This window comes from Coleofasciculus sp. H7-2 (genome assembly GCF_042747725.1).
In the GTDB taxonomy this organism is placed as follows: Bacteria; Cyanobacteriota; Cyanobacteriia; order Cyanobacteriales; family FACHB-T130; genus FACHB-T130.
The window spans coordinates 13,481-39,925 of the sequence record NZ_JBHZGO010000099.1; the positions used below are offsets into that span (position 1 = coordinate 13,481).

17 protein-coding genes are annotated in these 26,445 nt (G+C 45.8%); 5 read left to right on the top strand and 12 right to left on the bottom strand.

Annotation, left to right across the window (positions count from 1 at the left end):
• Nucleotides 1-122 precede the first annotated feature (122 nt).
• Nucleotides 123-824, bottom strand: a complete 702-nt coding sequence (locus ACFW2W_RS19685; RefSeq protein ID WP_378182002.1) for a hypothetical protein — start codon at nt 822-824, stop codon at nt 123-125.
• A gap of 313 nt (nt 825-1,137) precedes the next feature.
• Entirely contained in the window at nt 1,138-6,864 is a 5,727-nt protein-coding gene (locus ACFW2W_RS19690) for an alpha-2-macroglobulin (protein WP_378182248.1), read from the bottom strand.
• Between the two features lie 528 nt (nt 6,865-7,392).
• Here ACFW2W_RS19690 and ACFW2W_RS19695 point away from each other — a divergent pair.
• Both ACFW2W_RS19695 and ACFW2W_RS19700 read left to right on the top strand, forming a co-directional pair.
• Nucleotides 7,393-7,623 (top strand): hypothetical protein, encoded by a 231-nt coding sequence (locus ACFW2W_RS19695; protein ID WP_378182005.1) that lies wholly within the window; start codon nt 7,393-7,395, stop codon nt 7,621-7,623.
• Between the two features lie 34 nt (nt 7,624-7,657).
• Entirely contained in the window at nt 7,658-8,197 is a 540-nt protein-coding gene (locus ACFW2W_RS19700; RefSeq protein WP_378182008.1) for a GNAT family N-acetyltransferase, read from the top strand.
• A 232-nt stretch (nt 8,198-8,429) separates the two neighbouring features.
• On the opposite strand, the gene ACFW2W_RS19705 is transcribed toward ACFW2W_RS19700, so the two are convergent.
• Both ACFW2W_RS19705 and ACFW2W_RS19710 read right to left on the bottom strand, forming a co-directional pair.
• Entirely contained in the window at nt 8,430-9,740 is a 1,311-nt protein-coding gene (locus tag ACFW2W_RS19705) for a glycosyltransferase (RefSeq protein WP_378182011.1), read from the bottom strand.
• A 192-nt stretch (nt 9,741-9,932) separates the two neighbouring features.
• Nucleotides 9,933-10,472, bottom strand: coding sequence for a Uma2 family endonuclease (locus ACFW2W_RS19710; protein ID WP_378182014.1), 540 nt, complete (start codon nt 10,470-10,472; stop codon nt 9,933-9,935).
• Between the two features lie 140 nt (nt 10,473-10,612).
• Here ACFW2W_RS19710 and pbpC point away from each other — a divergent pair, with 140 nt between their 5' ends.
• Nucleotides 10,613-12,985, top strand: coding sequence for a penicillin-binding protein 1C (pbpC, locus tag ACFW2W_RS19715; protein ID WP_378182017.1), 2,373 nt, complete (start codon nt 10,613-10,615; stop codon nt 12,983-12,985).
• Nucleotides 12,986-13,257: 272 nt separating this feature from the next.
• Here pbpC and ACFW2W_RS19720 read toward each other — a convergent pair whose 3' ends face one another.
• Nucleotides 13,258-13,761 carry a GNAT family N-acetyltransferase gene (locus tag ACFW2W_RS19720; RefSeq protein WP_378182020.1) on the bottom strand — a complete coding sequence of 168 codons (504 nt, stop codon included), beginning with the start codon at nt 13,759-13,761 and terminating at the stop codon, nt 13,258-13,260.
• Nucleotides 13,762-14,008: 247 nt separating this feature from the next.
• Between ACFW2W_RS19720 and ACFW2W_RS19725 the strand changes: the two genes are divergently transcribed.
• Nucleotides 14,009-15,460 (top strand): YdiU family protein, encoded by a 1,452-nt coding sequence (locus tag ACFW2W_RS19725; RefSeq protein WP_378182023.1) that lies wholly within the window; start codon nt 14,009-14,011, stop codon nt 15,458-15,460.
• Nucleotides 15,461-15,694: 234 nt separating this feature from the next.
• Nucleotides 15,695-16,600 (top strand): ion channel, encoded by a 906-nt coding sequence (locus ACFW2W_RS19730; protein WP_378182026.1) that lies wholly within the window; start codon nt 15,695-15,697, stop codon nt 16,598-16,600.
• A gap of 103 nt (nt 16,601-16,703) precedes the next feature.
• On the opposite strand, the gene ACFW2W_RS19735 is transcribed toward ACFW2W_RS19730, so the two are convergent.
• From ACFW2W_RS19735 to ACFW2W_RS19765, 7 genes are all read right to left on the bottom strand, one after another.
• Nucleotides 16,704-18,674, bottom strand: a complete 1,971-nt coding sequence (locus ACFW2W_RS19735; protein WP_378182029.1) for a TolC family protein — start codon at nt 18,672-18,674, stop codon at nt 16,704-16,706.
• Nucleotides 18,675-19,071: 397 nt separating this feature from the next.
• Nucleotides 19,072-20,235, bottom strand: a complete 1,164-nt coding sequence (locus ACFW2W_RS19740) for an ABC transporter permease (protein ID WP_378182032.1) — start codon at nt 20,233-20,235, stop codon at nt 19,072-19,074.
• Nucleotides 20,236-20,373: 138 nt separating this feature from the next.
• A complete protein-coding gene (locus ACFW2W_RS19745) occupies nt 20,374-21,903 on the bottom strand; it encodes an efflux RND transporter periplasmic adaptor subunit (RefSeq protein ID WP_378182035.1) in 1,530 nt (509 codons plus the stop codon).
• A gap of 30 nt (nt 21,904-21,933) precedes the next feature.
• Complete coding sequence (locus ACFW2W_RS19750) at nt 21,934-24,633, bottom strand: glucosidase (RefSeq protein WP_378182038.1); 2,700 nt, start codon at nt 24,631-24,633, stop codon at nt 21,934-21,936.
• 47 nt (nt 24,634-24,680) lie between these two features.
• The gene (locus tag ACFW2W_RS19755; protein ID WP_378182041.1) at nt 24,681-25,238 is read right to left on the bottom strand and encodes a sugar O-acetyltransferase; all 558 of its coding nucleotides are present in this window, start codon (nt 25,236-25,238) and stop codon (nt 24,681-24,683) included.
• 209 nt (nt 25,239-25,447) lie between these two features.
• The gene (locus ACFW2W_RS19760) at nt 25,448-25,813 is read right to left on the bottom strand and encodes a response regulator (protein WP_378182044.1); all 366 of its coding nucleotides are present in this window, start codon (nt 25,811-25,813) and stop codon (nt 25,448-25,450) included.
• A 102-nt stretch (nt 25,814-25,915) separates the two neighbouring features.
• Nucleotides 25,916-26,188, bottom strand: coding sequence for a hypothetical protein (locus ACFW2W_RS19765; RefSeq protein WP_378182047.1), 273 nt, complete (start codon nt 26,186-26,188; stop codon nt 25,916-25,918).
• Between the last annotated feature and the right edge of the window lie 257 nt (nt 26,189-26,445).

Genomic DNA, 26,445 nt, shown 5'->3' on the forward strand with positions numbered 1-26,445 from the left:
TTGACAAGAGAAGCAAAATATATAGGACTTACGCAACATCACCACATCTGGGGGGCAACCACAAGGGGATTGAACCCGAAAAAAGGCTATATGTATAAGCTTTGCGTAAGTCCTGTTTCCTTTTAGGACTCGGTTTCGATGGGGAAAAACAGCATACTGTCGGGTTCAAATCTCCAAGATATTCCTTCTGGATCTCGACCCTGGCTCCAATCTGCGAAGTATGGCTCGCTTCTGCGTTTGTGAATGGTACTGGAATGAACATCCAGCCGCCTTGCAAGTTCGGATTGGATCAGCGCTTTAGAATCCCTCTGTTCGTCAGTGGGTTCTTCAGGTTCCTCCAACTCCTCGTCCGCTGATTCCTGCGGTTGCGGCTCCTTGCGGGAAGGTGCCAAAGCTTCTGGGGCATCATTGAAATAAGATTCGCTGGAAGGTTCGCTGTCGTCAAAGATGCTACCTAAAGTGTTAGCGGTGATAAAGTAATACACTTTGCCTTTGTCTTGATAGTCAAGGGCGCGTGCCCCAAATTCTTGGGCTTTTGTATCCAAGTACCGCTGCGCTGCCGCTCCAGAGAGATTTGCTTTCATTGCCAAGTCGAGTGCTGTAACGCGCCCTTGGGTTTCCTGAATCAGCTGATGGAAAAAGGGATTGACTTGCTGGCTCCACTTTTGCCATTGATAGTTTTGCCAAAGCCTCAAACAGATGCCCACCAACACCAGTGCCAGTAGCACAGGCCATGCTACAAACAGGAAGGCGATCGCAAACGCCATTGGCAAGAGGACAACAAGAAAACCACTGGCACTACTATTTATTGTTTTTCCCGCCATGTTGCTTCCCTTATGAATTTACTTAGGTCTTGATATCGCCATAACTGCCGTTGTGGCAAACAATCTAATCTTTGCAAAGAAAGGGCGATCGCGGCAAAACTAATCGGCAAGCAAGCAAAAGTTAAAAGGCAAAAGTCAGACAAAAGGCAAAACTAGGCAAAAAATGGGTGCGATCATTCGCAAAACAAATGATGGCACCCAATATCTCCTTCCCTAACTCAGCCTGCAAGAAACTTTGTGTTTTCTTGGCGTCTATAGGCTACGTTAGTTTGCCTTGGTGGTTAATCGTCTATTTTTTACCTGACAACTGACTCTAATCCGACACTTTCAAAGTAGAAGAAGCCGAGCGTCCAAATTCTTCTGGGGCATACTGTAGATGGACTTCTGCACCAGGCCAAAGGAAGGTACCTGGAGTAACGGAACGGACGAGGTAGTGTAGGGAGTAGACTCCGGCTTCCAGGCGATCGCTATATGCAACAATGCGATCGCGGTAAATTGTCTTGAAGCCAAAGTTATCTTGTTTTGCCTGTAATGCAGGCGTAGAAGTTTGAAAACTCGCATCCACTGCTTCAAACCCGGCTGGGAGAGGATCGGTAATCACCACACGATCTACAGGATGATCGGTAATAATCTCCAAACCAATATCAAACACCTGACCGCTTTCCACCGTCAACGGCTCATCAGAAGCATAAAGACTGAGCTTTCGCAACACCTTTTCTTCATTGGCAGGACGGATTTCTCGCGTCACCCGTAAGCCGTTAAATCTTCCCGGTTGATTTCCCTGTAAGCGATAGCGATAGGCAACCAGGAAGTGCAGCGTACCTTGACCCGATTTTTGCACAATCAGATCGTGGCGATCGCGTGGCAACTGGGTCATCGGCACCTTAAGATCCTGGCTGGGGTTGGCGTATCCCTTAAACTGAGCCGATGTCAATTTTTTGCCAGCCAGTTTCACCGTTGCTGCAAAGTTAGGCGGTGTTGGCTGCGTCTGACTATATTCCACCAAAGCGGTGAGTGCTTGAGCGTTGTCGTAGGTATTCTGCCAAGTTCCGTTTCGTCGCAGTGTTAGGAGACTTTGCAACAACCGATCCAAAATTTCTGGTTTAGTGTTTTGCGCTAACGCTAGCCGCAAAGCTTGAGCTTGAGCTGTTGTTGACGAGTTGAGCCAAGATAAACCTTGGGGTAAATTTACCGTAGCGGTGCGACCCGTTTGATAAATATTCTGCTGGAATTGATTCGACAGAGTTTGAGATTCTTCTTGCCACTCCGGGAATTGAGACAGGTAACGCGCCAGCTTAATCTGCGTAACCGGATCGAATTGACTGCGCTGTGCATAGATATCTGCAAGGAAGTCATTGCGCTTTTCACCCAGTTCCGCCAAAGCAGAGAGTGCTTCTAATCGCACCTGATTCTTGCAGAGTTGTTGCTTACAAAAATCGTATTGACCGGGATCTGCGAGAATTTTCTTTAAGTAAGCCGTCAAGCGAGATACCATTCTCGGTTCTACCGTTAGTCCCGCTTTCGAGGCTCTCGCCAAAGCTTGAGCTGCGTAAGGAGATATTAACGGATCGGACTTCTCTTGACCAGGCCAAGCGGCGAATCCACCATCCGGTTGCTGAAGTTTTTGCAAGCGTTCTAGAGATTGAGTTGCTTGTTGAGTTGGGTTGAATTGTGCAAAGGTTTGACCGTATTTTTGAGAAAGCGTTTGCAAGCTGGATGCGATCGCTAATTGACTCGCCGCTGGTTCTAAGAATGGCAATTGTTCATCCTGCAATACTTGACGCGCCGGTGCGGTAATTTCCGGGATCAGCGTACTGGCAAGGGAAATCTCCAAACCTCCCGCATCAGGGACAACATTTTTATCCACATTCAGGGGAATCTTCACCTGATCTCCCCCCCTTTTGAAGGGGGGGTTGGGGGGGATTGTACCGCTTTCTACGACTTGTTCGGTAATCTCTAGCGCTTTCACCTCCAAAGGCACTTCAAACGCATCAGAGGTGCCATTCAACTGAGTGGTAAACTTCACCTGAGATTTACCCGCACTACCCGCCACGATGGGAAAGCGATAAGCACGAGTGCCAGACTCTCCTGTAGAGACGCGATTAATCGCGTCTCTACTCTGGTTATTCTCTACAAACTGAAGCGAACCGTTCGCCACACCATTGATTGCCAGATTTCCTGTTTGTCCGGTGTTGTTTGTCACCGATAAGCCAGCTTCCAAGCGATCGCCCGGACGTGCAAATTGCGGCAATATAGGGTTAGACAGCAGCGATTTCGTCGTGATAAATGTCGCCTCGCCGTTGCCAAAGTGCAGATTCCCATCGGTAGCAACTGCCATCACCCGCCAAGTTGTCAAGTCATCCGGCAACTTAAATGTCACCTGCGCCTTGCCTGTCGCGTCTGTGAGAACAGAGCCGTTGTAGTAAGCTAAGGCTTGGAAATCCTTGCGGATGCGCGTATTGGCTGCGCCTGCTGATTGTCCCCCGCCATAACCCCAACCTTTCGGCTTAGCTATTGAGGTTGGTTGCACCACCACATTAGGGCGATTATCGCTAAATCGAGTCGAAATCGACTGCTCTGCATAAACAGTCTTTACTAAATCAGGCGGACGATAACCACTGAGTTGCAGCACCGCTTCATTCACCGCCATCACGGTAAATTGTCCTTTTGCCGGGTTGCCTTGTGTATCCTTCAGTTCTAGTTGTACTGTTTGCTCCGCACCAGGTTGTAGAGACGCGATTAATCGCGTCTCTACACTTAAATATTTATCATCCAAGTTGGTTTTAAAAGGAGCAAAACCAATCCGCACCAAGTTTTCTAAAGTTCCGGGTTCTACTTGACTAAGGGGAACGCCTTGGCGAACCAATACTGCTTCTACTGCTGCATTGGGTAGCATTTCTGGCGTTACTTGGAATTGAATTTGCGGCGCACCCCCTTTTACTTTGGTAATTGTCTTGTACAGGGGTTTGTCGCGGACAACGGCAAAATATAACTCGGCTTCCGGATAGGGAGATTGAATTAAAGCAGTGGCAGTTTCACCCGGTTTATAGGTGTCTTTATCGAGTTTAACTTCTAAGCGATCGCGATCGCTTTCTCCCCAACTTACCGCATTTCCACCAGTCGCCCAAATCTGCAAGTCTGTTGCTGTAACTTCATCTTTTGTATCGACAAAGTTGGCTCGGATGCGGTAAGAACCCGATTCCGGAGGTGTAAGCGAGACAGATTGAGGATTATTTCCCGATTTTACCTCTGTCTGCGCCACTGTCTTGTATTCCACTTGGTTTTTAGCAGTATTACTGCCTTCTACCACCCGCGTGACGCTGCTATATTTCATCTGTTGCAGTTCCACGCGCACCCGTTGCCCTTCCATCGCCTTGCCTGTAGGATCGGTAACGATAACTTGGATGGGGAAAGATTGAAGAGCATCGGCGACGAAATTGGATTGTAACCCGATCAAGCGATCGCTTGGCAATACCGTAAACGTCTTAGAATCAGTAACCGACAAATTCGACACATCGGCGACTTGCACATCTACCCGATAAGTCATCGGGTAAGGCAAATCCTTGGCTATCTTGACAATTTGGCTGCTCTTTCCACTACCATCTAATACCTGATTTGATTGCAACACATCACTGGGGACAGTCGGACTTTCTTCAGGCCAAAACCACTGTCGCCCAAAAGAAAATTGCTCCCACCCTTTCGGGTTAAAATCAGCTTGCGATCGCGTAACGTAATATTGAGCTTTCCCGCCTTCCACAGGCGCACCAAACAGGTAATTGCTAGCAGCTTTCGCTTCCACCTTTTGGTCTTTTAGAGCAAATTCTTTATCTAGATTTAGCTCTACTTTGAAATTAGGCGGTTTAAACTCTGCAACGCGAAAATCGCCCAAAACTTCTACACCACTTTTCCCTTGAGCTTGAATCGAATAATAGCCAAGCGGCTGATTAGTCTTAAGCGGCAATTCTAGAGAAAAACTGCCAAATTCATTTGTTGTCTGAGTACCTAAAGCCGTTTTTTGACCATCCGGATTTAAGAGAGTAACTTTGTAAGTAGCATTTTTGTCCTGCTGGATATTGCCATTTTGTAAATAGTAGGTAAAACCCGTAAACGCTGCCTTTTCACCAGGTTGATAAAGCTGTCTATCCGAGAAGATTACCCCCCGCGATGCTGGCTTCCCATCATCCCATCCAGCATCAACACCGTAGCCATAAGCACCGCTATATTCTTCCGTGCGGACAAATGCCCAATCTTGATTTTCGCGGGCAATTACTAGCAATTTAGGCCCTTGTTCAAATCCAGTTCTGGATTTTGTACATTGCTGCATATCCTCACGACTCAACAGTAATGTTCCCGTTTGATCGGTTTTCCCCGATGCACAAGGTACGGGTTGAGGGCGAGATTTTGCCTCCAATTTCGACTCATAAATTTCTACGGGTGCAGCTGCTAAAGGAGAACCATCTGAGAGATGATGCACGCGAATCAATCCCGAATCTGGGAACCACTGTGCAAACACTCCCAAATTAGTTAATTCCACCATTCCATAAGTCGTCGGTTCGCGCCATTGTTGCTTACCATTTTCTTCATAACGATTGGTTCGCGCCTGAATACCATAAGCTAACATTCCCGTACCAGTACCCAGTTTTTCTCGGATGGGAACAGCCACATCAATTAACTGATTTTTCTTACCGGATACCTTGACATTTTGCCAAGAATTGGGATTCGGCAATAAATCGTTCCCATCACCTTTGGGATAAGCGGAATCTACATAAACTAAATCTGTCGGCTGCAATACACGATAAGCAGCTTTATACTTCGATTCCGGCAAGTTTACAGTAGAAACATTTAACTGTAAATCTTTACCAGCCGGGAAAATATTTAGATTAGATGGTACCCAAATATCTCCAGCTAGATCGCCTGTTTCGTACTTCAGCGTGACTGGCTTCTCCAACGTTTGTCCAAACTTATCCTTAAGTTTGGCACCGATAGTAATTGTATAATTCGTGGTGGGTTCTAATGCCCAAGGGTTGAGGCTAACCAGACTATCTCCATCATTAACTTGAACCAGCTTAGGAGATTCTTTAGTTTTAGGATTAATCGTAATATTCTCAATTGCTGAATCTGCAACAATTCCATTATTAAATTGCAGTTGAGGGCTTCCTTTCACAAACCGTCCGTAGGTACCGCCTGCATCTGGTTGTCCGTAAGATAGAATCTTCTGGAATTTCAGCGGCGAATAAGTTGCTACCTGACTAACATAAGGCATTTCGCTAGGCAGATTGCCACGAGTAGGACGCAAACCTGGAGAAAATTCTAAGCGGTAACGAGTCGCTTTTTCTAAAGTCTGTTGCGGTACTAAATTATATGTCCAGTTGCGAGTTGAAGGGTCAAGTTTCTCCTGTGGCTGTTCATTTTCTGATGGTGTCTCTGCTTTTTCTAACTCAACTTTGAGCCGTATATCCTTCTGTTTTCCTTCCGGAATTAGCTTCAAATGCTCTTGAACTGAAGCGACATCCAGTTCTACATTTGAGTTAAATTTCAGAGTTGGCTTTAGCTCAATAGCTTGATTATCAGGATTTTCACTATTAGTAGTCGGTAAATTAGTTAATTTAATTGGTTCGGTATTGAAAGTCCAAGCCAAATCCTTATCCAGACGCTGATTTTTCAGATCCGCCAAACCAGCTTTCAAGGTGACTCTGACTCGCGTTGCTTTCGGCAATGCTTTGTCGGCTTGAAATCCCACCATTCGCGGCGTCAAAAATCGAAATTGTCCCGGTAGCGGTGGCAAAATCTCAAATTGTTTTAGCTTTTGCTGTTGATCTGGGCTATCAAGACTCTCAACCGGAATCAAAGCATCTTTAAATCGGATGCGAATCTGCGCTAATGGTTCAACCTCGCCAGTGGGACTAATTTCCTCAATCCAGTCTGGTAGTTGCGGCGTCACCAGAGAAGGAACTGCTGGAAGTGGCTCATTTCCAGAGAGATTAATCACGCCACATCCGGCTATTCCCACTACGAATGCTACGACAACCAGAAACCGCATCCAAATTCTCACGATCGTGCCTATCTGTTGTAAGGATTTATCTGTACTATCCTCTGCAAGGGGGGAAAACAGCGAATCTGTATCAGGAATTGAAACTGGCATAACTTCTCCCCTTATTGCAAATAATTTATCAGAGGGGCAACTACAAGAGTTATCCCTACATGATTCACTATCAAGAGGTCTACATCTCAACTAATCTGCCTTCCGGGTAGCTTAACAATTAAGCTTAAAATCTTTACTTTATGCTGAGCTAACGCTACTCACGTTCGCCTAAGATCCAGGCAGTAAGTCTAGGGAAAGCTGTTATGATACAGTACGACCTGTTGCCCTGTCTGCCATCCTCAACAGAACTACCTGATTCTGACGATACCCCTGCGGATAATAAACTGCAAAACCATGAATTCTGTAAAGTATTATAATATTATATGTAACATAGCTAACTTTCTAAGTCTTACATATTAAGACAGTAGGGATGTCACCAACGTTGGCTTGCCATAACAAAGCAACGCATTTTAGGAGTTTAAAACTATGCTAACGCTTGTTAGAGCCGAAAAAAGTTGTGAATATAAGCTGAAGCATTGTGCTGCTATCTACCTTGTCTTCAGAAAATACTTTGAGACTTCGACTTGTAATAGAGAAGTTGCTAGCTCATATAACAATGAAGCTCTGGTACTATCTGAGCGCGATAGCGAGTTTTTCCTGGCAGTCATGGAAAATCCACCGGAGCCTTCTGAAGGTTTGCTCTCAGTATTTGAATAGATTTGTGGTTCAACGCAGGAAAAGCTGAAGCCTTGTGAATTGGATCGTATGTCCCATAAATTCTACAGGGCGTAGCCTTAGTAGCCTTAAGAAAGATCCATTTAATTCTGGGGAACCAGAACTGGATAAATATCTCAAGCAATATGCGAAGAAAAACGATGAAAGTGGGATTGCAAAAACATTTGTAGCTCTCCCAGAGGATGAGAGTGGGGTAATAGCTGGTTATTATTGCAGCATGAGTGTGATAGCTCCTCAAGGGATACCCGCTGACCTACGGAATAAGCTTCCTAGCTACCCCACTCCTGCCATGCTTATTGGAAAACTAGCTGTTGATAAGTCGATGCAAGGAACAGGTCTTGGAAAGAAACTGTTGAGGCATGCTTTTGAAAATGCAATAGATATCTCCCAAAAGGTAGGAGTCTATGCTGTCAGGGTCGATGCATTGCATGAACAAGCAAAAGGGTATTACAAAAAGCGCGGTTTTCTCGAATTGCAGGATACCCCTCTTTCTCTTTTTCTTCCTATCGAGACGATAAAAGAAGCTATCAAGTGCATACAAGAAAAAAAAGCATAGCAAAGTGAAAATATCAGTATTTCAATAAAACTAGCTAACTAAATAGGAATTCAGTAGTATTTTAATGAGTTTATGCTGATGTGGGTGACGATCTCCCTACAGATGAAGCCTTGAGAAGGCGGCTGCAAATTTTCCTGATGCAAAGGTGCGAACCGACAGGTCGGCGCTTCGCTATCGCGCCCATCAAAAATTGCTCTAATCTTTTAAAGGCGCGATCGTCCCCACAAGATTGTCACACAAACGAGGTGGACGCACTATGAAGCGTAGCGTTCTTATCTTTTTTCCATTGTGCTTCCAGCGCATCGCAGGCAACTTTGACTCCGTTTTCTGCCCGTACCTTAGTGCCAACTTCTGCGGCTTTAGCGAGGTTGCGAGGTTCGCGCAACAGGCGATGGAGTTCTTTTGCCGCACGAGAAGCTGTGTAGCGATCGCGATCAACAGTACGTCCTACTCCTAAACGAGTAATGCGGGCGGCATTGTCTGGTTGGTCGTGACTAAAGGGTACCACCAACATCGGGCGACCGGAACGCAACACCTGTGCGGTTGTACCCACGCCTCCTTGATGCACAATCGCAGCAGCCCGGTGAAACAGTTCCGAGTAGGGAGCGTAGTCAAAAACACCAATATCCTTAGATTGCAACTCTTTTGGCAGGGGGCGGTTATCGTCGCCAACCAGCAATACAGCCCGATAGCCCAACTTTAAGGCAGCTTTGGCACTTTCAAGGTAAAAGTCGTCAGCAACCCACACAGCAGAACTTCCTAAAGTAAAGACAATTGGCGGATCTCCCGCATCCAAAAATGACGCCAGTTCCGGAGATAGACCAGTATTGCCATTGCGATCGTAGAAAGTAAATCCGGTGACACAAGTCTGTTTTGGCCAGTCGGGTTGGGGAGTTGCGAGAACTTCTGAGAATAAAGCCAACACTAAGTCGGGGGAGTTCATCCCTTCAAACATAGGATCGGCAAGGGGAGATAAACCAAGCTGCGCCCGTAACTGTCGCAGAGGTTCACCCCAAGAGCTGAAACGACTTTTGGCGAGGCGGATGAGCGCTCCATTGACCCCAGGGCCAAGTATGCGTAGATTCAGCCAACTGGGGAAAGTTGCCACGATTGGCGGATCGTAGGCGGAGAGCAACGACATCGGAGACAGCACGCTGGAAACCCAACGAATTCCTGTTTTCTCCACAACGGGCGCTCCGGCGAAGCTGAGGGGATGCGTCACCAGCAGGTCAGCACCGCGCACTGCTGACATCATATCCTCATAAGTTTCTTGGAGATACGGTAAGAGTGCTTGGCGAAAGATGTATTCTGTGCCGTTTTGCTTGTCCATTGCCAGACGCAAAACTTCTTGTTGCTGTTCAACGTCTGAGGGAAAATCGGGACGAACTGGGTGAAACTCAATGCCAGCCGCTTCGATTTTGTTACGGTAGTACCCAGCTGTGGCAATGACCGCTTGATGCCCGCGTGCCTTTAATTCTAGAGCGATCGCCATATAAGGATGCAGATCGCCTAGCGAACCATAAGTGTGCAGAACAATCTTCATAATGCCTACTGTATTTTTTTGTAGATAAGTTACTTGTACCACTACAAAATTACGGCGGTTTTAAGGTACTTGCTTCATCTGATTGGTTCACCCCATCGGGTGATTAGGAAGAGTTTTCTGCAATCCAAGCTGCATCTTGGTGCGGTTCTAAAGGCGCGAACTGACAAGTCAGCGCTTCGCTATCGCATCCCTTTAAAACACCAAAGGCCATAAATCTGTCACCTGAATTTCCCATCCTGGTAGCAGTTGGGGAATTGTCAACGTGTCACCATCACCTAATATTATTGGTTCAGCACCAGGACGATAAATTGTGACAGTGTGCTTGTCTGGGTCAATCATTATCCCAACTTGCGCCCCTAACTCCATAAATCTCTCAACTTTGGCTTTCTGTCGTTTGACGCTATCAGTGGAGGACTTGACCTCAACGACTAAATCCGGCACTAAATTAGCATAGGAACGCGGACTCTGCCTCAGTTTCTCGGCTGTTACAAACGCCACATCAGGTGCTACCAAGTCACCGTTAGGCATCGTGAATCCAGCAGAAGAACCAGTAACGCGCCCTAATCCGCGAGGTCTGACCCAATTAAATAACCGTGCGACTAGAGTGGAACCAACTTCATCTGAGGCGTAATCAGATGGACTCATAATTATAATTTCCCCATCCCACAGTTCAAACTGTAGGTCAGGATGTTCGCTTTGTAGTTTTTCTAGGTCTGTAATGGTGCGGGACATAGGCGACCTCCGGGCAAGTTGTAAGTCTATCCTAGACTCAGTTACAGGGAGAATCTACAGTTATGGCGATCGCATCCGGTAAAGGCGATCGCCACAATGAAGATAAGGTGGTAAGTCTTCGTTGGCTAAAGGGTTAAGCGATGAGACAACCCAAGCAGTGGCAAATCCAAATTCAGGAACTATTTTGGCGTTGGGGGAGAAACAAAAAATTTCGCGGATTCTTAGCTTTGGTGTTGCTGGGTTTGACAGTGCGATCGCTTCCTTATCTGGCACCCGTTCGCGCCAAAGATATTACCCAGGATACGCAAGCGATTGAATTTAGCGATCGCAATGGACTTCCTTTAGGAAGGTTGCTGACCCGCGACCAAGAGCATACCGCTGTGGTGCCGCTGAATCAAGTTTCGCCCCACTTTATCAATGCGATTTTAGCTGCTGAGGATGGCTCATATTATCATCACGGGGCGTTGGATGTGAAAGCTGTCGCGCGATCGCTTAAAGATGCCATTCACTCGAAAAGAATTACCTCCGGTGCGTCCACGATTACCATGCAACTAGCGCGGATGTTAGACCCCGTTCCGCGCACCTTATCGGGCAAGTTGCGCGAGATTTGGCTATCTTGGCGCATCGCCGCCGGTATGAATAAAAATGAAATCCTGACTGCTTACATCAATCGCCTGCCAATGGGGGGGAATATCTATGGATTAGAAGCCGCATCCCGTAACTATTTCGATATTCCTGCAAGCGAACTCAATCTTGCCCAAGCGAGTCTACTCGCTGCCGTTCCTAATAATCCTACTTACTTCAATCCCTACGACCATTGGAAACGCCTCAAGAAGCGGCAGATTTATGTCCTGAATCGCATGGTTGAAGACGGGTATATCACACGTAATCAAGCAGATCGAGCCTATAAAGAAGAGGTTTCGCTGGTACCGAGACAACAGGGGATTATTGCTGCGCCTCATTTTTTATTTTGGGTAGCTAGTAGAGACAAGGGTTATCGCGTCTCTACAAAACAGAATTCTTCTCAAATTCGCACTACCATCGATCGCCCTTTACAACAATTTGTAGAAGCGCAAGTTCAGCAAGTAATTCGCACCCTCACCCCTAATAATGTCCATCACGCTGCTGCTTTAGTAATTGACAACCACACGGGGGAAGTTTTGGCTTATGTTGGTTCTCCCGATTACTTTAATGAAGCACAACTCGGTCGCAACGATGGAGTACAGGCATTGCGTCAACCCGGTTCTACCTTGAAGCCTTTTTTATATGAATTCGCTTTAGAAAATCGAACGATTCGTCCGAATACTATCTTGGCGGATGTGCCGACCCATTATGCCATCCCTGGCGCGAAACTCTATAGTCCTACAGACTATGATGAAACTTTTTTAGGGCCAGTGCGAGTTCGCGTAGCTTTAGCAAATTCCCTGAATGTTCCGGCGGTGCGGGTATTAGAAAAGGTAGGCGTGCAAAATTTTCTAAATCATCTGCATCAATTAGGTTTTGAGCATTTAAATCGGTCGCCAGAATATTACGGATTGGGGTTAATTTTGGGTAGCGGTGAAGTGAGTTTGTGGGAGTTAGCGAGGGCTTACGTTACTTTAGCAAGACGGGGAGAAGCCACACCGCTGGTCACAACATTCTCAAAGATGCAATCTTCCAACCTAAAATCTTCCAAGATGCAACCTTCCCTCCCTTCCACCTGGGGATTGATTGCGGATATGTTGAGCGATCGCCATGCTCGTGCGAGTGCCTTTGGTGTAGACTCGGTGCTAGCTTTACCATTCCCCGCAGCCGTTAAAACGGGCACTTCCTCCGATTTTCGAGATACTTGGACGGTTGGATTTACCACCGACTACACCGTAGCCGTTTGGGTGGGTAATTTTAATGGCGATCCCATGCGGCAAGTTTCTGGGGTGACAGGTGCAGCACCCCTCTGGAATCGCATCATGTTACACCTACATGAGAATCAAGAACCCGCCACCTTTCCCCCTCCAGAAAATCTGGTGCAACGTCCAATTTGTCCGATTACCGGGTTGCGATATACCCCTGATTGTCCCTCAGTAGTGCAAGAATATTTTTATGCAGAAGATATTAGCGATTATGAGCGTCAGTCAGGTACTGCAAAGTTGCCCCCAGAGTACGATGAGTGGTTAGCAAGACAGCATCAACCGAGTTTTGTCTCTAGTGGCGTCAAGATTTTGTCTCCTCACAATGGGGATGTTTTCTTGTTGCACCCAGGTGAAAAAACGAACCACAAAGGCGCGGAGAACGCAACAGAAATGCAACAACTAGAGTTTAAAGTGGCTGCAACGCCCAGCCAGTCGGTAGAGTGGTGGTTAAATGGTGAAAAACTGGCAACGCAGCCATCGAATTCGCTATTTTGGTCGCTTCGTCCTGGTCAATGGACTTTGCAAGTAAGAAGCGGTGAAATGACTGATACGGTAAGTTTCCAAGTGCAGTTGGCTGAATATCGGCAGACACGCCGGGGATTCTCGCTTGCCAAACCACAGTAAAGGCTAAATGCTTTGTTATTACTATTAGCAATTAGCAATTAAGGTAGGTAGACATAATTAAACTAAACATATCTAATGTAGTAGGTAGACATAATTAAACTAAACATATCTCAGGACTTACGCAACATCACCACATTTGGGGGCAACCACAGGGGGATTGAACCCGAAAAAACGCTATATGTATAAGCTTTGCGTAAGTCCTGATGGATAGGATGGGTAAAGCGTAAGCAAAATCCATCCTAAAAATAATTAGATCCATCTACTATTAGCAATTAGCTGTTTAGTTCAATCAGCATTTCTATCGTACTGACGCGAAAGCCGCAGGAAGAAAATAATCGCCTCGCCGCATCGTTAGCAACAGTAGTATCGAGGCGAATTTGTTTGACTCCAATCGAGTTAAAGTGTTCAATCGCCTGCATCACCATCGCCTTAGCAATTCCAGCTTGGCGATATTCCTCTTCAACCCAGAGATCGTGAATAAAAGCGTATTCCTGTAAACGATAAATCGGGACTTCCCGTTCTACCGTCGCCACCAGAAACGCGACCAGTTGCTTATTTTCAGCCTCAGCTACTAGGAAGATATTGCGATCGCGTTGCGGTGGCCCTTCTAGCGATGCACTAGACGCCATCCTACTCAACCACTTTTCATAACGCAACTCTGGATTCATCAGAAATCCATACTTTGCCGAATCCCAAGCTTCATGCAAGGCACAAATCTTGGCAACCATTGGTAGGACAGATGGCACGTCAGCAGGTGTCGCAGTGCGAATAAGCATATTTCAGTCTTTTGATGCTGAAACTGTATACTTGCTTATCCGTAGCATAGAAATGAAACATCTGGCAAAGGTGTCCGCACTTCGTGCCGCTTCGCAAACAGACTAAAATCTGGTACTAAACAAACCAATACTGCCCGTACAGTCTTTATGTTTATTTCAGTCCGCGCAGGCGGTACGGGCATGAAAGTGCTATGTCCCTACGTTTGTTTAGCTGCAAATTCTATTCGCCTGATATTTTTGGCAACTTATGAACCCTGAAAAATTTTCCAATCCCTTTTTAAATCTCAATTATGAGACTGCCTTAGAAGCTTTAGGCGACGATTATTTTGATCGAGTAGCTGCGGCAGACTTTCCCAAATATATTCTGCGCTTTCGCAACGATGAATTATTGCCAATCTTAGGACTGAAACCAGAAGCGGTGACAGACGATGATTTTATCGAAGCGTTTGGTATGTTTCAAGGCGTCAGACCGTTTTTAGCTTTGCGTTATCACGGCTATCAATTTGGAGAATATAACTCTCGCTTAGGCGATGGCAGAGGATTTCTCTACGGACAAGTGCGCGGTAAGGATGGAGAACTTTATGACTTTGGAACTAAAGGTTCTGGGACTACTCTGTATTCTAGAGGTGGCGATGGTAGACTCACGCTAAAAGGTGGAATCAGAGAAGTTTTAGCCGCTGAAGCGCTTCACTATTTAGGAGTTCGTACTTCCCGCTGCTTATCGATGATTGAAACGGGAGAAGGACTGTGGCGAGGCGATGAACCTTCTCCTACAAGATCCTCGGTGATGATTCGTTTCAGCCGTTCCCACATTCGTTTCGGAACATTTGAACGGTTACACTTTTTTGGACGGAAGGATTTAATCGAAAAGCTTTTAGATCATGTAATTGAGCAATATTATCCTCATCTGAATGATAAGGAAGACCGCTACGCGCTATTTTATGCCGAATTAGTGCAACGGGTTGCGGAATTAGTTGCACAATGGATGTCAGTGGGATTTTGTCATGCTGTTTTAAATACAGATAATATGTCAATTACTGGGGAAAGTTTCGACTATGGCCCATACGCTTTTATTCCTACCTACGATCCCGAATTTACTGCCGCCTATTTTGACTATTATGGGCGTTACAGTTACAGCAATCAACCAGGGATTTGTCAGGTGAATTTAGAAATGCTTCAACAACCGCTATCAGCGGTTATTCCTGTAGCAGATATGGAAGTTGGTATATCCCAATTTGCAGAGCATTATAACCAAACTTACAAAGCGCGGATGATGAGGAAATTGGGATTTGAAAATCTGCCCGATTTAGCAGCAGAAGAATTACTGATGCAAACCCTAAGATTGCTGGTGGAAAGCCAAGTAAGCTATCACACTTTCTTTTGGGAAGTAACGAAACAGTTTGACCGCAATTGGCGCGATGATGCGACAAATATTCTTAAAGCGGATGAATTTTTGAATGCGCCTGAGGCTACAGCATTAGTGGAAGATTGGAGAAATATATATTTACAAATTTTACTGAGTTTCCCAGATAGCGAGCTAGATAATATAGTAGCTCGGTTGCGTCGTCATAATCCCAAAACTGCGTTACTCAGACCAGAGATAGAAGCAGTTTGGGAGAAAATTGACCAAGAAGATAACTGGACGCCGTTTTATGAATTAATTGAGCGGCTGAGATTTCACAAGAATGCGATCGCTTAGTTAAGAACTGGGGTGGGAAAGAAGGCTGTTTGTTCCTTCTATTTGCATCCTACTCAACTCCTAAAAATAGAAAATCCGTAAATTGATTTAATCGGCAGTAAATAGTCTATTCTGATTCTCAGAAAGTTGTTTACAAGCGATCGCTCTTTCCTACGAGTTCTTCTCTGGCGATGCCTGCTATTAGCACAAAAACGCTGATAATGAGGCGAGAGAGAACTAAAAGAGCCAAAGTCTATGGGCAAAAGGTATCGTCAAAACTCATTGACGCGCTTTATGAGCCGGGATGGGCAGCTGAACATCGTGCGGCGGGGTGTATCGGAATTTCAGCGGGGCGATCTGTATCATTTGCTGCTTACCCTTTCCTGGGCATGGTTCTTAGCGCTGTTGTGTCTGTTGTATCTAGTTTCCAACGCCGTGTTTGCCTTGGCATACCTACTGGGAGGAGATTGCATCCAGAACGCTCAACCGGGTTCCTTCCTTGACGCCTTCTTTTTCAGCGTCCAAACGATGGCTACCATCGGCTACGGTGCGATGTATCCGCGCACGCCTTACGCGAATGCGGTGGTGACTCTCGAAGCGCTAGGAGGTCTTTTCGGAGTGGCAATGGCGACTGGACTGGCGTTTGCGCGGTTCTCCGTGCCAACGGCGAGGGTGCTTTTCAGTCGCGTAGCAGCGATCGCTCCCTATGATGGGGTGCCGACTCTGATGTTTCGGGCTGCTAACCAGCGCCGCAACTTAATTGTAGAAGCGCAGATTCGGGTGACTTTAGTTCGCAACGAAGTCAACCGAGAGGGAGAATTCATGCGCCGGTTTTACGATCTCAAATTGGTTCGCAGTCATACATCCATGTTCGCATTGAGCTGGACGGTGATGCATCAGATTGACGAGACGAGTCCGCTTTATGGGGCTACGCTGGACTCGCTGGCTGAGTCGGAAAGCGAGATCGTCGTGATGCTGACTGGGTTAGACGAAATCGTTTCACAGACGATCCATGCCCGTCACTACTTTGCCACGTCAGATATCGTGTGGAATATGCGTTTTGTGGATATCTTATCTAGGATGCCGGACGGGCGGCGCTCGATCGACTATACCCGCTTTCATGACGTGATGCTGATAGAATCGGTCAGGGGGAATGAGTAATTGGAAAAAGATAGTTTTATTTACCCTAGCCTCAGTTCAGTGAACCCGATTGGGGGCTGGAGGTGAGGTAGTTTAACGATAAGCTTTTTCCCCAGACTTGATATCATTTTCTTTCAATCGTCACCTGCCAGGTTTCTAATGTCGTGCCAACAGATTGATCGAGATTTGTCAAAGCATTTAGATACTCAATCGTTGCATCCAGTTCTCGGTTTCTTGCCTCTACTAAATCATTCTGAAAACTCACAACTTGGAAAATTTGCGATCTTCCCAATCTCAATTTTTCTTGTTCTATTTGTAGTTTCCTTTCAGCTAATTGCCTTGCTTGTTGGGCAAGTTGCACCTGTCTGAGACTCGAATTTACATTTCTTACCCTATCAGTTACTTGAATATCTATACTTTGACGCAGATTTTCTAAAGTATTCTCTGCTTGCAGGAAGTTTACCTGACTTCGTTGATAATCTCTTTCCACAGTGAGATCGCCGAAGGTACGCGACAAGATTAGCCCAGCAGTTAATTGGGTTGTATCATCTAGGGAATTGCCGTAAGCTGCATCTAAATCTAAGTTCCAGCGTCGGTTATTACCTGCTATTAATCTTTCAAATTTTGTTTTTTCAAAGCTTAACTGTGCTTGCAAATAATCGGGTCTGTTTTGAGAGGCGACTTGTTTTAGATTATTTAAATCTAAAGACTTCGATTGCAATACAATTTTTTCTACAGGTTCAATATTAAGAGTTTGCTCGATATCTAGAATATCCAATAAAGCTAATTTGACAGACTCCAGATTATTTTGAGCCTCTAATAAGCTGACTTCTCGATTCGCAACGTCTGTCTGGTTTTGGACAATTTCAACTGGCGCGATTCTGCCAGCCTCAATCAAGACTTGGTTAAATTCTAAAATTTGTCGGGCACTTTTTAAGGAAATTTGCTCAATCTTAAGTCTTTCCTGCGCTCTGAGTAAATTGCGGTAGGCTAAGATAGCTTCAGTGATAGTATTAATTAAGGTTGACTTTAAACCTTGAATATTGGCTCTTTCATCGAGCCGAGCAATTTCAACGGGAGCTTTATTAACTGCAACACCAGCACCTCGTAGTAGAGGTTGAGTTAAACGCAGTTGAAGATTTGAACCAAATAGATCGTCATTTCTATTCAAACTTAAATTATTTATATTTGACGTTTGACCGTTGGTTTCCCAACCGAAGCTCAGCCTACCTCCCGTAGGAACCGTGACAGCAACAGTTGCGCCAACGCCAACATCAGCATTAGTGCTTGTGCTTCCACCCGAACCAAAGCGATCGATATTAAATGTTAATTTAGGTATAAAATCAGGGACAAATCTATCTTCCGCTACTGCCAGGTCTTGTCTTTGGGCTATTCTTTCTAAATAAGCGTTTTTGATATCTTTGTTGTTTTGCAATACCAAGATGACAACATCAGCCAGGGTTAATTGAATCCCCCGTCCAGTTGTTACTGATTCTTGTTGTTTGGGTTTTTGTCTAGTTTGAGCTAATAAAGCGGCTGGTTTTCTGGCTTCAGATAAAGTCTGAGAAATTGGCTCAGATGTTGGAAGTGAAGGCGAAGATTGAATGTTAATACTTTTTGCTGATGGGGAGATAATAGATTCCCCCAACCCTCCTGGCAAAGGGGGGCTAGTACTAGGAGGTGGGAATTGTCTTTGCTGGGTGTCAAGAGTTTGACGGGTTTTGGTTGGGAGTGGGGAAAGAGAAGAAGGAGCGATCGCCTTCTTTAAACCAGTTTCCCAGAATGCGATCGCCTTCCCTATTTTCACCCCCGGACTTTCTGAGACTGGAGCCGTTTTGACCGTTGTATCCGTTGGCGAAACAATAATCGGGCGTGCGAGTACCGGCGGCTGTGTCTGAGCGATCGCTGTCCGAATATTAGCAGTCGTCGCTCTTACCGCCGTTGAATGAAGCTTAAAAAGGGCGGCTAACGTCAACGCCGTGCCCAAAGTTGCAGTCACAAGCAGAACCACATCCCCAAAAAAAGAGCGGATAGGCAGCAAAAACCTACCGCTAGAACGGGAATGTCCAGAATTTGGGTCGTCGCGCTTGTGCATGATAACGGGTAGCTTTTAGCTAATTGATTAGGACTTACGCAGAGATCCCCCTTGCATCCCCCGATTTAGCGGGGGGTTAGGGGGATCTAGGTTTCAAGCTTTCAGTGCGTAAGTCCTGTTGATTTTAGATTTTAAATGGAACAATTGCCGATTTAATCCAAAATTCAAAATTGGGCGGCTTTACGCAATGCCTACGGCTGAAACTAGGAGTTACGCAAAGCTTATACATATAGAGCAGGACTTACGCAAAGCTTATACATATAGCGTTCTTGTCGGTTCAATCCCCCTGTGGTTGCCCAAGAGATGTGGTGATGTGCGGCGAGTCCTGATAGAGTTTTTTCGGGTTCAATCCCCCTGTGGTTGCCCAAGAGATGTGGTGATGTGCGGCGAGTCCTGACTAAGAGTTACGCAATGCTTTCACTGGATCGAGCTGGCTGGCTCTTAGCGCTGGCAAAAACCCCGCGCCTACTCCCACCAACAGTGCAGATCCTAGAGACAAAGCAGCTGTCTTGCTTTCAAATTCGTAAGGTAACTTAAAAGTTTCGGCGACAACCATTGTCAACCCATGCACCGAGATAATAGCGGCAGTTCCCCCCAATAAACTCAGGATTGCCGCTTCCAGAATAAATTGCAGCAAGATGTCCCGCTTTTTTGCCCCAATTGCCAGCCTCAAACCAATTTCTGGGGTACGCTCCATTACCGCCGCGATCGTGATATTGGCAATGCCGACACCACCGATCAGCAGTGAGATAATCCCTACAGCTGTCAGCCCATTTGAAGCCATTTCTAGCGTTTGCTGCTGCGCCAAAATTTGCTGCACATTGTTCCTGGCATAAACATCTTTGCCTGGGAAGCGCTGCTCCATCAGTTGCTTGGCTTTATCTGCCAAATCTTTTAAGTCTTCTATTTTGTAAGGGCGTATTTGGATGGAGCCAATGTCGCGGCTACCCGTCAGGGCGTAGTAAAACGACATCGGCATCAATACCTCACCTTCAGGTTCTCGAAAAGATGAGGTAACGGTGGGCACTACCCCGACAACAACATAAGGTCTGGCGTTGGCATAAATGGTCTCTCCAACAGCCTTCTGACCTTTAAAAAGTTTGTCTACTAAAAATTGATCGATCACCACGACAGGGCGATAGTTTTCAAAATCGGCAGGAGTGAAGAAGCGCCCCGCCGCCAATTGCTTACCAGAAGTGAGCAGAAAGTCTTGAGTAACGGGTGTCATCTCAGGTTGGGCTTCTTCATCCTGAAATAAGGTTTGAGGATTCGGATAGAACCCACTAGAGGCACTGATTGCCCGCACGCCCTCTAGCCGCTGTCGCAAGTATTCCATGTCTTCTGACCGGAGTTCCCCTTCCACGTAGACAGAGACCTGAGGGGCGTCTTTCTCAGCTAGTTGCTTGGCAATTACCGCCCGACTGATGCTGCCAACTTGAAGCGTGGCGCTGACTGCCGCTACACCCATGAAAACGCCCAAAGTGGTGAGGGTAGAACGCAAAGGGTTGCTGCGTAGGGAGTTACAGGTGAGCGCTAGGAGGTCGAAGGGAGAGAGACTCATATTAATTAAAAATTACCAATTACCAATTACCAATTACCAATTACCAATTACCAATTACCAATTACCAATTACCAATTACCAATTACCAATTACCAATTACCAATTACCAATTACCAATTACCAATTACCAATTACCAATTACCGATTTCTTCTGATTCTTCTTTCTAATTTATCTTGGGCAATGACGGGCGTTCCTGGCTCTAGGGAAGCATCAGGCGGGGGCAGCACTACTGAGTCGCCCGGTTGCAAGCCCGAAGTTACTTCCACGGTCGTTAATCCCTCTAGCCCCAAAGATAAGTCCCGTTTTTGCGCCTTGCTTTGAGAGTCTCGCACCCAGACAAAGGGTTTAGGACTAGAGCGCTGTATGGCTTCCGTATTCAAAACCACTACGTTCTGGCGCTGCTGCAAAATGATTTCGACGCTGACTTGGCTGCTAGGAATTAATGTGCGGGTGGGTTGGTCAAGCTTGACGATTGCAGGCACAGTGACTTGCCCAGATTGGCTTTCCTGCTCGCTGCTGCTAGATGCGATCGCTTGGGGATACAAGCTTTGCACTCGTCCGGTGAATTTCTTGGCATCGGGGCCAATCACACTAATGCGGACAAGTTGGTTGTTCTTCACTTTGGCGGCATTGAGCGTGGAAAGATTGAGTTTCACTAACTCTTGTGTCGGATCGCCCAAAGTCAACAGCTCATCCCCTATATTGACCCCATTCCCATTCTTGACCATGATGTTGAGAACTTTGCCACCAATGGGTGCAGTGACGATGTTGTTTTGGAGTTGCTGCTGAAGATTTTTGATTTCCAGCACCTTCACCTGGATATCCCGACTTGTAGTATCCACTTCTAATTGCGCCTGCCGCAGTTCAGCTTGTGCAGTTGCCACCTTGTCTAAGATTTGCTGCTGGTCAGTTTGACGCTGCTGCTGAAGGTTCTGGAGTTCCAGGCTACTCGTACTCGCTTCTAACTGAGCGTCCCGGAGAGCAGACTGGGTATCGCGGACGTTTTCTTGCTGATCCTGGAGTTCGTTGGCTGGAATGAAGCCCTTTTCAGCCAAAGCTTGCAGCTGCTTGAGTTCCTGTTGGGCAGCAGTTAGCTTTTCCTGAGCTTCGGCAATTTTCTGCTGATTGCGTTTGATGCTGAGTTCTTGTTTCCGAATCTCCGCCTGCTGATCGATCCGATTTTGGAGTTCTCTTTGGGCAGTTTTTAACTTTTCCTGGGCTTCTACAACTTTCTGGCGACTGCGTGCTAAAGCGAGTTCCTGTTTCTTAATCTCCAACTGCTGGGCGTCGAGGCTCGTTTCTTGCTTGGTGTCGCGCAGAACGATGAGTTTTTGACCGGCTTGAACGCGATCGCCAAGTTGCACTAACACCCGCTCCACAGCGCTTTCTGCTGGGGATTTCAGGGTTTGCTGACCGCTCAATTCAACGACTCCGCTTTCATTGATCGTGTTCTCAACGGTGCCTCGCTCTACTTTTACTAAACGCACCGCCACCGGATCGCCGGAGCGATTTAGCAGCAACCCATAAACTAGCCAACCCCCTAAGCTTGCTACTGCTAGACCTGCTGACCAAGCTAACCATTTGACTCCAGCCTTGAATTCTGGTTTACCCAGTTTCCCGATTCCCAACACTTTGCCCGTCCAGTTTGCAGTGGTAAGCTGAATCACACTGCTACTGATGATAGTTTACCGTTGAGTCTATTTTTGAGTGGGTTTGGAAGCTTGATTTTGTCCGCAGTATTCGCCGCATTGCTGGATGAGTTTGGCGACGATGCCTGTCCAGCCAGTTTGATGGCTAGCGCCAAGTCCTGCACCGTTATCGCCCTGAAAATATTCATGGAACAGAATTAAATCGCGCCAATGGGGGTTGTTTTGAAAAATTTCCAAATCGCCATAAACCGGACGTTTACCTGATTCATCCTGAAGGAAAATTCGGATTAGCCTTTGCGACAATTCTGTGGCGACTTCCCAGAGATTCATCATTTGACCAGAACCTGTGGGACATTCGACTTGAAAATCATCACCCAGGTAGTAATGAAATTTTTGGAGAGCTTCAATAATTAAATAATTAATCGGAAACCAAATGGGACCGCGCCAGTTGGAATTCCCCCCAAATAAGCCGGTGCTGGATTCTGCGGGTTCGTAATCTACCCGGTATTGCTCCCCATTTACCCGGAAAATGTAGGGATTGTCCGCATGAAATTTTGAAACGGAACGAATGCCATAGGGGCTTAAGAATTCGTTTTCATCGAGCATCTTCTCTAAGATCCGGCGGAGTTTATCTCGATAAGCGATCGCCAGTAATCTTCTAGCACCAACCCCTGGCGTTTCCATACACGCGACATTTTGTTTCAGGTTAGGGCGATTTTGAATAAACCATTGCATTCGTTGTTTAAAACCTGGAAGCTTCTCCAACATTTCTGGTTCGATAGTAGCAACTGCTAATAGGGGAATCAGCCCTACCATTGAACGCACTTTTAGTGGCAAATAGCTACCATCGGGTAAATGCAGCATATCGTAGTAAAAACCATCAGCTTCATCCCACAGAGATGTCTCTGCTTCCCCCATACAGTTCATCGCATCAGCGATATAAAGGAAGTGTTCAAAAAACTTGCTGGCGATATCTTCGTAAGCGGAATTTTCCGGTGCCAACTCTAGCGCGATCGCTAGCATATTTAGACAGTACATTCCCATCCAACTTGTACCATCCGACTGTTCTAAGTTTCCTCCTGTAGGAAGTTCCACATTTCTGTCGAAGACACCAATGTTATCCATTCCTAAAAAACCGCCCTGAAATACATTTTTACCCCCGATATCTTTGCGGTTCACCCACCAGGTAAAATTGAGCAGTAACTTTTGAAACACGCGCTCTAAAAACTTCTTATCAGCGCCACCATACATTTTTTGTTCAATCTTGTAAATGCGGAACGCTGCCCAAGCATGAACGGGCGGATTACCATCGCTGAAATCCCATTCATAGGCTGGCAATTGACCGTTGGGATGCATATACCATTCCCGCGTCAATCTATCGAGTTGCCGCTTGGCAAAATCAGGATCGATCGTTGCCAGCGGGATGACATGAAATGCTAAATCCCAGGTAGCAAACCAAGGATATTCCCATTTGTCCGGCATAGAAATAATGTCATCATTGAAAAGATGAATCCACTCATAATTTCTAATGGTTTGGCGCGACTTTGGTGACGGATTAATCGCATCACCTTTTAACCATTCCTCTACAACGTAGTAATAAAATTGCTTATTCCACAACATTCCAGCGAAAGCTTGTCGTTGCACATTTCGCCTGTCTTCCGTTAGAGAACACGGAGAAGAAACTTGTTCGTAAAATTCATCAGCTTCGCGTTGGCGATTTTGAAAAATCGTGTCGAAATCAACGCCAAATGGTTCTGTAAAGTCGGGAAAGTCACTTAGCCGTAGTCGAATGACTTTGGTTTCGCCTGCACCAATTTTTAATATATAATCTGCGGCAACTTTAGTTCCTATTTGATTAGGATTTACAGCATCTTTTTGACCGTTTACAATATAATTATTAATTCCATCTTTTACGTAGGGAGAGGGATTACTTACCCCAAATAATCTTTCCCGATTCGTTTCATTTTCTGTGAACAATAATAGAGGAGGCGTTTCCTCGCCTTGGTTTCCCTCACAATAAAGCCAGCGTTCGCCCAGCGTGGCTTCAGTAGCTTCTAAAATACTCAGATTATTGTCACTTTTGAGCTGTTTAATTATAGGCTTCTCTTGAGAATTATTCCAAGACCATGTATTGCGAAACCAGAGGGTTGGCAGAAGATGCAGAGTTTTCTCTTCCGTTCCTCGGTTGACAGCACTGATTTGAATTAAGATGTCCTCCGGTGAATTCTTGGCATACTCGACAAAAATATCGAAGTAGGCGTCGGAATCAAACACTCCAGTATCGAGTAATTCAAATTCTCGGTCTTGATAACCTCTACACTTATTTTCTTCAACGAGTTGGGAATAAGGAAAGGCTTGTTGTGGATATTTATAGAGACATTTCATGTAAGAATGGGTGGGGGTGTTGTCAAGATAGAAGTATTGTTCCTTGACATCTTCCCCATGATTTCCTTCGTTTCCGGTTAAGCCAAAAAGCCTTTCTTTAAGTATTGGATCTGCCCCATTCCAAAGCGCGATCGCAAAACAAAGTCGCTGATGGTTATCCGAAATTCCGGCAATCCCATCTTCTCCCCAGCGATAAGCGCGGGAACGAGCCTGATCGTGAGTAAAATAGTCCCAAGCTGAGCCATCAGGACTATAATCTTCTCTCACCGTTCCCCACTGTCGCTCGCTCAAATAAGACCCCCATCGCCGCCAATGAGCTTGGCGATCGCGGTCTTCTTTTAATCTTTTTTCTTCTGGAGTCATAGTACTGTTAAATTATTAACAATTTTCTAATTAAACTCAGGAAAAACTTAAGTTAACGGTCGAATGATGCGACAGGGATTGCCAGCAGCCACGACATTTTCAGGAATATCTTTAACAACAACACTACCAGCTCCAATTGTGGTGTTGTCGCCAATTGTCACCCCTGGACAAATGATAGCGCCGCCTCCAATCCAGACATTATTGCCAATCTTAATCGGTGCAGCGAGTTCCAGACCAGTTTGACGGATTTCGGGATCGGTTGGATGATCGGCGGTGTAAATTTGCACGTAAGGGCCGCACAAGACATTGTCACCGATATGAACGGTATTACAGTCTAGAATTATGCATCCATAATTCATGTACAACCCGTTGCCAGCGTAAATATTGCTGCCGTAGTCGCAATGAAAAGGAGGTACAATTTGAACCTTCACTCCTACCTGAGCGAACAAGTCGTTGAGAATTTGCGATCGCAATAGCTCTTCCTCAGTTGTAGCGTTGTACATTCTTAATAGACGACACGCCCGCTTGTTCTCAGCAGCTAGTTCCGGGTCAGAGGCTAGATATAGCTCACCTGCCAGCATCTTCTGTTTTTCCGTTTTTTCCACGGCGTTGCTTCCTGCACACTCTCTACAAGTATGCGTTGATCTACAGGCGCGATCGCAAAGCAATGAGAAATAGCCGCTTTTTTATCCCAAACTTTCCTCGTTTACTCACTGCTACCTGGTAACAAGAAAAAAGGATGCTCCGCCTCCTCCTTTGGTAAGAAATTCAAGTATGCATTCCCAAGCATCTGCCTGAGAACGAGAAATTCGGATTATTTTCTCAGATGGGTAGCGATCGCTTCTAGAAGTGAGGCAGTTGTAAACGGTTTAGTAAGATAACCGTTTGCACCTAAGAGTTGCCCTTGGCGAAAGAAGTTTTGAGTCGTATCAGCCGTGAGAAAGATGAAGGGAATTGTGGCTGTAATTGGGTCAGAACGAAGCGCTCTGAGAACTTCGTACCCATCAAGTTCTGGCATTCTAACATCACATAAAATCAGATCGGGAAGAAATTCTTTTGCCAATTGCACTCCGATGCTACCATTTTCAGCACCAATGGCAATAAATTCTCCTTCAATCAGGATGTCTAGGATGCTCTCACGGATGACTTCTTCATCTTCAATCACTAACACTTTTGTCATCAGTTCCTATCTAACTATTCAACGACGGTATGACAACAAAAATGGTGTGCAGCAATTCCATTGCTCAACCCACTTGTATCAGTTTTATTTAAGATGTTACTCTCAAAAAAACTCTCTTGTTTCTGAGGGTCGATCTCCACCAATCGAGAGTGCCTTCTTGCTCTGCTTCAACTGCTTCCAGAGACGCTTCACTTGTTCGTATGCTTGTTCGGGAGCAAGCTTGCCTCCGGTTTCTAGAGCAGAAATGTAGCCAACTTTGTGAGCAAATTCTTGCAAATTGGCATTAAAAGCGAGATGTTCGGGTGTAAATGAGCCGTAGTAGCGACTTTGAGGGGAAAGAAAGCTGTTTTTGCTCACTTGGTCAGGATTGGTCATGGCTATCTTTTTATGACATTGAGTCTTAATTTCAAAATCTCTTGTTGATGTTACCTTAACCTAAATTTAATCTGGTTCGATTACTCCCTAGGGAATATTCACAAATATCAACTTTCCTGGCAACCCAAACAGTAGGGATGATGTTCCGGCTTGGCTTCGCCGCTGTAACGTTGAGTCAACTGTGCATCCAACTCACATCTTGTACCAGTCGCATTACCAGCATCAGCGATAGAATCTCACAATGCTGAGGTTACGGA